Source organism: Brevibacterium sp. 239c, assembly GCF_900169365.1.
Classification (GTDB): Bacteria; Actinomycetota; Actinomycetes; order Actinomycetales; family Brevibacteriaceae; genus Brevibacterium.
Genome location: NZ_FXZH01000039.1, coordinates 1 through 8,615, shown reverse-complemented (window position 1 = coordinate 8,615; position 8,615 = coordinate 1). Strand labels below are relative to the sequence as shown.

7 protein-coding genes are annotated in these 8,615 nt (G+C 60.9%); 3 read left to right on the top strand and 4 right to left on the bottom strand.

The annotated features are described in order from the left end of the window. Nucleotides 1-799 precede the first annotated feature (799 nt). On the top strand, nucleotides 800-1,384 hold the full coding sequence (locus tag BSP239C_RS20985) for a nucleoside deaminase (protein ID WP_219618937.1): 585 nt from the start codon (nucleotides 800-802) through the stop codon (nucleotides 1,382-1,384). Nucleotides 1,385-1,687: 303 nt separating this feature from the next. Here the strand turns inward: BSP239C_RS20985 and BSP239C_RS19945 are convergent, their stop codons facing one another. From BSP239C_RS19945 to BSP239C_RS19935, 3 genes are read right to left on the bottom strand one after another with little or no spacing between them, the layout of a single operon-like run. Beyond that, entirely contained in the window at nucleotides 1,688-2,446 is a 759-nt protein-coding gene (locus BSP239C_RS19945) for an SDR family NAD(P)-dependent oxidoreductase (protein ID WP_101575050.1), read from the bottom strand. A gap of 11 nt (nucleotides 2,447-2,457) precedes the next feature. Continuing rightward, nucleotides 2,458-3,297, bottom strand: coding sequence for an enoyl-CoA hydratase/isomerase family protein (locus BSP239C_RS19940; RefSeq protein WP_180959121.1), 840 nt, complete (start codon nucleotides 3,295-3,297; stop codon nucleotides 2,458-2,460). Nucleotides 3,298-3,320: 23 nt separating this feature from the next. Continuing rightward, a complete protein-coding gene (locus BSP239C_RS19935) occupies nucleotides 3,321-4,928 on the bottom strand; it encodes an AMP-binding protein (protein WP_101575048.1) in 1,608 nt (535 codons plus the stop codon). Between the two features lie 140 nt (nucleotides 4,929-5,068). Between BSP239C_RS19935 and BSP239C_RS19930 the strand changes: the two genes are divergently transcribed. Further along, a complete protein-coding gene (locus BSP239C_RS19930; RefSeq protein ID WP_101575047.1) occupies nucleotides 5,069-5,698 on the top strand; it encodes a TetR/AcrR family transcriptional regulator in 630 nt (209 codons plus the stop codon). A gap of 114 nt (nucleotides 5,699-5,812) precedes the next feature. Then, nucleotides 5,813-7,348 (top strand): aspartate ammonia-lyase, encoded by a 1,536-nt coding sequence (locus BSP239C_RS19925; protein WP_257930300.1) that lies wholly within the window; start codon nucleotides 5,813-5,815, stop codon nucleotides 7,346-7,348. A 45-nt stretch (nucleotides 7,349-7,393) separates the two neighbouring features. On the opposite strand, the gene BSP239C_RS19920 is transcribed toward BSP239C_RS19925, so the two are convergent. Then, nucleotides 7,394-8,434 (bottom strand): DUF2891 family protein, encoded by a 1,041-nt coding sequence (locus BSP239C_RS19920; RefSeq protein WP_101575046.1) that lies wholly within the window; start codon nucleotides 8,432-8,434, stop codon nucleotides 7,394-7,396. Between the last annotated feature and the right edge of the window lie 181 nt (nucleotides 8,435-8,615).

Below are 8,615 nucleotides of genomic sequence, written 5' to 3'. Positions count from 1 at the left end.
CAAGGGTGTCGAGTCGGCAGAATGTCGTGAGGTCAGGCGTCGAGAAAGTAGGCTTGTCCACGTCGAGGTCTTTCGGATGGGCAGTGTGAGAACTTCCATCATCGGAAGACCTCGACGTCTATCCGGGCAGCGACTCGCCCTATTTCAGATTCACCGACCTACACTCTCGTTTACGAAGAGCCACCAATGGTTCAATATAGATGGACTGAAAAGGAGATGATCCTTGTGGCCGACCTAGCGGACGATAGAGCTTGGAGAGGCCCCAATTCGGCGACGCCTGAAGTTGTCAAACTTTCGGAGCTGCTGAATTTGGCCAACTTCTATCCGACACAGGACAGACCCGCGAGTTTTCGATCTCCGAGTAGTGTCAGCTTTAAGGTGAACAACCTCATTGGTTCGCATCCAGAGGCACCCGAGAAGCCATTACGAACTTCCCGCGCGGAGGTGCCAATAGTCAAGCGATTCATCGATGATCGTGAGGCGATGAAGCAGCGGGCCGCCGACATCCGAGGGCTAATCAAACGAGGCCAACTTTGACTTGTCAGACCGCTAGTGAGTAGCGGAAGCTGGCTATTTGCGCTGGGGCTTCAGCACCAGCGCCTTATGGGCGTTGTCACCGGTGCTGATCGGGGTAGCTCTTCTCACCGTCTACGTCTCACGATGTAAGCCATTACGAGAGTAGAGAGCCCGGCTATTGGGAGCCGCATGCATCGATTGCCCAGCGTAGTGGGCCACGGTAGCGTGGCCCTCACCATCGCAAAGTAGCAAGATGGTTTGCACTGATGACAGGGAGATCGCGATGGTGAACGAAGAAGAAGCGGTCGAACCGCAGACTCTGCAGGCCATCAAAGTGAAACACCTCAAGCGGGCTGCCTGGAATACAGTCGTTATGGGAGCGGCTGCGCTGTTGTTCTTCCTGTGGAATCTCGGCTCAAACGGTACGCAAATAGTGCCCTTTCTTCTCCACTTCTTCCTCGCCCTAGTCTTCAACGTGGGGGAGTATTTCAGTTACAGAACTGCGAGGACGCGTGCTGTCAGCGCGATGGCGGAATCCGCAAGGCCGAGAGAGGCTGGTGTGCAAGCAGCAGTCGCCGCTGACCCCACAGGCGCCGACCTGACATTCCTTCATCAGACCATCGACCTTGCAACGGATGCGAAGAACTCTGGGCGGCATCCTTTTGCTTCCACCGTCGTTTCGGCTGACGGCACGGTCATCGCCTCCGCTGGCAACAACTCGATGCCGCTCGAGGGCGGCCCCACCCTGCATGCCGTGCTTAGTGCGGCCGCAGAAGCTGCACGAAAAGTTTCGGCTGAGGAACTGTCAACGGCGACTTTCTACACGAGCGCCGAACCCTGCGTCATGTGCATCGGTGCGGTCTACTAGGCGGGATCGGGCGCATCGTCTACGCCCTGTCGGAGAGCCGGCTACTGGAACTGACCGGTGACGACCCCGAGAATCCCACCTTCGACCTCCCCTGCCGAGAGGTCATCGACCGGGGGCAACGAGACATCGAAGTTCTAGGCCCACTGCTCGAAGATGAGGCGACCGCAGCTCATGAATGGTTCTGGACCCGTCGAACTGATGTGACTCAGTAAGGCAACGGCCCACGCCGAACTCATGGCGAGGCGCTGGCTGGGGGAATAATGACCTCGCCTCGAGTGTGAGACCGGATATGGTCTGCGTGCCCTACCGAATCGACGAACCAATCCCCAGACCGCCGTCCACATCGAGGACGACTCCGGTGATATAGCGGGCCTTGGGTGAGGCTAAGAACGCAGCCGCTTCTGCGATGTCGCTCGGGTCGCCCGAGTGCCCCAGCGGCACCTTGCCGATCAGCTTCTCCCTGGCCGGAGCGTTCATCGAGGCCAGCATCGGAGTCTCGATCAGGCCCGGCGCGATCGCATTCGCCGTAATTCCTTTGCGTGCGCCTTCCAAAGCGATCGTTCGGGTCAGACCCACGATGCCCGCCTTGGCGGCGACATAGTTCGCCTGTCCGAAGTTCCCCCGCCAGCTCATCGAGGAAAACGACACAATCCGCCCGTACTCGCGCTCCTTCATATGAGGCATCACAGCACGTACCCCGTAGAACGAGGCCGTAAGGTTCACCGAGATCACCGCGTCCCAATCGGCATCGTCGATCTTCTCGACCCTGTTGTCGCGGATGATTCCGGCATTGTTGACCAGCACATCGATGCGCCCATCAGCCGCAGTAACCCCATTGACCCACCTATCAACCGCTGCCGAGTCGCTGACATCAACCTGGTGGGCGACGAACCGACCGGTCCCATCGATGGGTGCTTCATCCAGCTTCGCCAAAGTCTTCGGATCGACATCGGCGATATGAACATTGGCACCTTCGGCAGCGAATCGGTGTGCCATAGCCAAGCCGAGCCCTTGAGCTCCTCCGGTGACCAGGACGCTTTGTCCTTCGTAACGATTACTCATGATTGGGTCCTCTATTTCCGTGTGTTGAAGAATGCGCGCAGATCAGCGATGACATCGCTGCTGCGCCAATGCTCGTCGAACATGTCGAGCTCCGCGCTCAGCGCGGCCTCGGTAGCAGCCCTGTCTCCGACAAGGCGGGCCTTGAACCGGGTGCGCGCGTCCAGTGAAACTGCATTGACCACCTCGGCGAGTTCCAATGCGCGACCGACCACCGCGGTCGGAGAATCCACGAGGGGGTCCGAACGATCCCCGTCCGCATGCGCAGCTGCGATTTCGTGCACCCAACCTGTCGACTGCAATTCGGCAGCGTCGACGAGCTGCCCGCTCAATGCCAACCATCTCGCGTGACCGGCCCCGAGTTTGCCGACGATTCGCACGCTCGAACCGCCACCGGGGACGAGGTTGTTCTTCACGTGCCCGTCGCCGATCAGCGTCCTCGGCGCGGCGATGACGACGTCGGCAGCCAAGGCCAATTCGAATCCACCGGCAACCGCGTGTCCGTGCACGGCTGTGAAGAACACGATCGGAGAATGTTCCATCTCGACAGTGAGATCGCAGATGGACTGCAGGAATGGTCGGGGGCTGGCACCTGATTCGGCGCAGTCCAGGAGGTATTTCAAGTCGGCGCCGGTGCAGAAGCTCTGTCCGTTGCCGGCGAGGATGACCGATCGGATACCCGCCGCTTGGGCGCGTTCGAGTTCGGCGCGCAGCCGGGCAACCAGATCGGGGGTCAGCGCATTGCGAGCCGTCGGCCGGTTGAACCGCCAGATCTCGGTGTCTCCGTGGCCCTCGACGAGCAGCACCTCGCCATCGGAATCTCTCGCAGCTGTGCTCTGGTCTTCATCGTTCAATGCTGTGATCCTTCTGCTCGTCATCAGCTGGTGGCAAGACTCTTGCGCAGTACGGCGCGCTGGACCTTGCCGCTGGGGGTTTTGGGCAGTTCGTCAACGAAGTCGATGCGGCGCGGATAGGCATGAGCGGCATAGTTGTCTTTCACCCACTGCTGCAGCTCAGCCTCCAGGCCCTCGGTCGATGCGAGATCCTCAACGACGATGAACGCGTGAGCGATCTCTCCGCGCATCTCATCGGGTGCTGCCACGACAGCCGCTTCCACGACCCTGGGGTGTGCCAGCAGTGTGGACTCGATCTCGAACGGTCCGATGCGGTAGCCAGCCATGAGGATGACATCGTCATCGCGCGAGGAGAAGTGGAAGATTCCTGCCTTATCGACACGAGCCAGATCGCCGGTGAGGTAATGAGCGCCATCCTCGGTGAACCTGTCAGATCTGAAATCTCTGTCGATGCCGTAGCCGGTGAACGTGAAGAACGGGCTGGAATCGATCACGAGGGCCAAGCGGCCGATTTCACCCACCACTGCAGGACTATCGTTGGCGAGGCCGAGGACTGTCATCGTCCATCCGGGGAAGCTGATCCCCGTTGATTTCGGTTCTGGGGTGATCTCGATCGCCGAGTGATGGGGGAAGCCGACACTCATGCCGATCTCCGTCTGGCCGAAATGATCATGCACGGCCACACCGATGGATTCGGTCCATTCCAACACATCCGGTGTCAGGGGTTCACCTGCACTGGAGAGCCTGCGCAGATGCGGCAGGGGCCGCCCGGCATCGCTGTTGCGCATCGCCCGCAGCGCCGTCGGAGCCGAAGCGAAGTCAGTGACCTCGAACTTCTCCAAGACATCCCACGTCGCCTCGGGCGCGAAGGCGCCGATGGTCAGCAGACTTCGACGTCCCGCCACCATCGGCCCGATGATCGCCGTATACAGGCCATAGGCCCAACCAGGGTCGGCCCCGCACCAGAAGACATCCTCGCTACTCGTGACACCGAGTGCGAACTCGAGATACCCCTGCCACCCCGCGATATAGGACTTGGGATGAATGACCGCCTTGGGTTTGCCCGTGGTGCCGGAGGTGAACATATGGACAAGGGGAACCTCAGGGCCCGTCGGCGCATCTCCGTCAACAGGCTGAGTGCCATCAAGTCGACGCTCCAAAGACTCCCCACCCTGGGCCCCAGCACCGGCGACGAGCACCGACCATGGCCCATCGGTGAGCTTGTCGCGCCATTTGGCGTCGGTCACGACGACTGCCGTTGCCGAGCGTTCCAGACGATCAGTGACAGCATCGGCGGCGAATGCCGTGAACAGAGGAACATACACCGCGCCGAGTCGCCAGATCCCGAGCATCAGTGCAGGCAGATCGGCCCCCTTGCTCATCAACGACGCCACTCGGTTGCCCGGTCCGACGCCCTCGGCAGCAAGCACGCCAGCAATTCGGCGCGACCTGTCGGCAAGCTCGCCGAAGGTGACGTCTGTGCCATCAAGGGCAGAATCGATGAACGTGAACGCCACAGCGTTGGCATCATGTCTATCGCACAGCTGCTTGGCAACAGTGAGATTCGGATCATTGAACTCAGTACAGATCTCCTGCACTCGGACATTGAGGTCAGCAGCTTCGGTAACCACAAGCACTCCTGGATACTGTTTAGGGTACGATTAACAGTTGTAACGTACCCCAGGGAAGTGTGACGGTCAATACATATGTCCGGATCGATCAATCACGGGCGCTCGGAAACGTCGCATTGCCGGTATGTGATACTGAGAAAATGAGTTCCAGCCGTACAGCACCTGCCATTCGCACACCTCGTCGACGAACGGTTGACGAGGGGCGCAGGGAGTCGTTGCTGGAACAGATCAGCCGCGAATTCCTGTCTGAGGGCTTCACCACCATCAGTGTCGACGAGCTGACCCGTCGCCTGCACTGCTCGAAATCGACGATCTATTCTGTGGCGCCCACAAAGGAACAACTGGTCGTCGCAGTCACCAAGCGATTCTTCCGCCTGGCCACAACGAGAATCGAAGAATCCATCTCCGGCATCGCCGATCCCGGTCTGCGGATCTCGGCCTACCTCAAAGGTGTCGGCGCGGCCATGTCGGAGCAGTCGCCCACGTTCTACCGGGACATGGTGTCCTTCGGACCCACCGCCGAGGTCTACACCCTCAATTCCGCCGCCGCAGCCAGGCGCGTGCAGTCCCTCATCCAGCACGGCGTCGACAGCGGACACTTCCGGGATATCAACACGAACTTCGCCGGTCACCTCATCGGCTGGGCGATCGAAGGCATCCACTCCGGTCGACTGCCCGAGGACACAGGACTCGAGGCAGGCCAAGCGTTTTCAGAACTCGGCGACATCCTGCTCAAGGGATTAGGTCGAGCCGACAGTTCGCAGGGCTGAACCTCGCCGACCAGATCGAGATCCAGCGGAAGTATCGCGACTATGAGCCAGGCCATAACGCCCTGTTCGAAGCCGCAGTATCGTAATAACCGAGGAACAACCTCGGCGGACAAGATGACGTCCTCACAAGGAAAGAAGGCACCAGCGGTGACCGACAGCGCTTCCGTACCCACCCGCACAGAGACCGATTCGATCGGCAGCCTCGAGATCCCTGCTGCAGCGTATTGGGGTGTACACACGGCGCGAGCGATGGAGAACTTTCCGATCGCGCGCCGCCCGGTCTCCGTCTACCCGGACTTCGTGCGTGCCTTCGCCTGTGTGAAGCAGGCGGCGGCGCGGGCGAACCTGGAGATCGGGGCACTCGACGAACAGCGAGCGAACCTCATCGATGCCGCCTGCGAAGAGATCAAGGCAGGCAATCTCCACGATCAGTTCACGGTCGGCGTGATCCAGGGAGGTGCGGGTACCTCGACGAACATGAATGCCAACGAGGTGATCACGAATCGTGCGCTCGAGATCGGCGGTCACGCGAAGGGCGACTACTCGTTCATCAACCCCAATGACCACACGAACCACAGCCAGTCGACAAACGACACCTACCCGACGGCGATCAAGATCGCGCTGGCCTTCTCACTGCAGAACCTCCTCGGCGAACTCACGCTTCTAGCCGATGCCTTCGCCGCGAAGGGACGCGAGTTCTCCGGCATCATCAAGGTCGGCCGCACCCAGCTCCAGGACGCCGTGCCGATGACCCTGGGCCAGGAATTCAACGCCTTCGCCACCACCTTGCGCGAGGATGTGCAGCGACTCGAAGAGGCTGTCGCGCTCCTCGGCGAGGTCAACATGGGTGCCACGGCGATCGGAACGGCGATCAATGCTCCGGTCGGGTACAGGGAAGCGGTGATCAAGCAGCTGCGCACCATCACCGGGCTCGAGCTCGTCACCGCCGGCGACCTCGTCGAATCCACCTCGGACACCGGCGTCTTCATCACCTTCTCCGGGGCACTGAAGCGAAGTGCTCTGAAGATGTCGAAGATCGCCAACGACCTGCGCCTGCTGTCCTCGGGACCCCAGGCCGGCTTCGGCGAGATCAACCTGCCTGCCCGCCAGGCCGGCTCATCGATCATGCCCGGCAAGGTCAACCCCGTCATTCCCGAGGCTGTCTCCCAGGTCGCCTACTCGGTCGCCGGTGCCGACATCACCGTGTCCATGGCCGTCGAGGCCGGCCAGCTCCAGCTCAACGCGTTTGAGCCGGTCATCGCCCATTCCCTGTTCCAGTCGATCACCTGGCTCGAACGTGCCTGCCAGACCTTCCGTGTCAACTGCGTCAACGGCATCACCGCCAACGAGTCGGCCCTTGAGGACACCGTGGCCCGTTCCGTCACCGTCATCACCGCTCTCGCCCCGGTCATCGGCTACGCCCCTGCCGCACAGCTGGCCAAGCAGGCGCTGGCGACGAATGAACCGATCTCCGACCTCGTCGTGAAGCAGGGGCTCCTCGACCGAACCCAGCTCGAGGAGATCCTCAAGCCTGAGCGTCTGACCGGTTTGCCTGCCGATCACGGTGTGGAGAACTCGGCCGACAGCACCGAGGCGGTTCCCCGTGACGAAATGACCTCGGAACTGCCTGTGGTTCCGCCGGCGGAGTGAGGTCACTTCGCCAGTAACAAAAGGTCGCGCATTGCAGTCAACAGCTCAGTGATTTCGCAGTACGAGTGACTCCCACGCGAATGTCGCGACCCAGTGAGAGGCCATGTATTCGTCGGAGACTGCAGCTTCGAGCCCCGGGGCCATGAGGTGGTCGACCGTTGTGAGGAGGCCCCTCGCGTGGTCGCCAACTTCGTGATTGCCCGAGTGTTCGGCGGATGAGAGCAACTTGGGTGCCAGACGCATCAGCGACGCGGCGACCGACAGCCCGAGTCCGTAGAGGTGACTCTGCTGCCCGTCCGTGGGATCGAGGACCTCGACTGGCGTGAGCGCGGGTGATTCAGGTGTCAGATCAGACAGGAATCCTGGCAGCCACTCTGCCAGTTCGTCCTGCCTGAGCACTTCGGCCATGAGGTCAGCCTCGCACAGTCCGGGGGAGAGGAAGTCATGGCCGCTGCGCTCCTGACGGAAGTTCCAGGCTTGGTCCTCGGCATAGAAGCGGTGGGCAGCCTTGGCGACGGCATCGACGACATCACTTCGGTCCTGTGTGCGGGCGCCGATGAGGATGCGGCGTAGAGCGAATGCCGTGTTCGAGTGGACTCCGTGGCGTACCGGCTCGGGGACCTTCGGCAGCCATTCGAGGACCAGATCGAAGACGGAATCGGTGAGGACCTGGGTATGCTTTCCCAGCGTTCGCAGTTCAGAGATCTCACTGGCGTTGAGAACTCGGTTGAGGTCGATGGCCCATGCCCAACCGTACGGTCGCTCCCAGCTCGGGTTGTTGCGGAGGAAATCCGCCTCGGCGCGCATATTATCTTCGCTGAGGTGGGCAGAGAGTGTCTCGATGGCTTCGTCTCGCCAATCCGCACTGCGGGCAGACTCGGTGCCCAGAAGTGACGCCAACAAGTAGTGCATGTGCACGCTGGAGTGCCAGTCGAATGAGTTTGCGAAGGCCGGGTTCTTCTCGCTTGCCGGCACGATGTCGATCAATCCGCGTGCGACGTGGTGGGCGGCGAACGGATACTCGCGGGTGATGTTGGTCAGGGCCACCTCGGCGAAGGGGCGGACGAAAACTTCAGGTGTTGGCATTGATCCTCATCGGCTCGGGGACCCCATTTTACTTCGCCGAACAGCGCAGGCGACTAGGGCGTGTCTCCTTTATTGACGATTCCAGGACTGACACGGTGGGTTGGTGACGACAAAGCAACGACACCGAGTATTCACTGATGAGCAGTGGGAGAAAATCGAACCACTGTTGCCCTCGAACGTC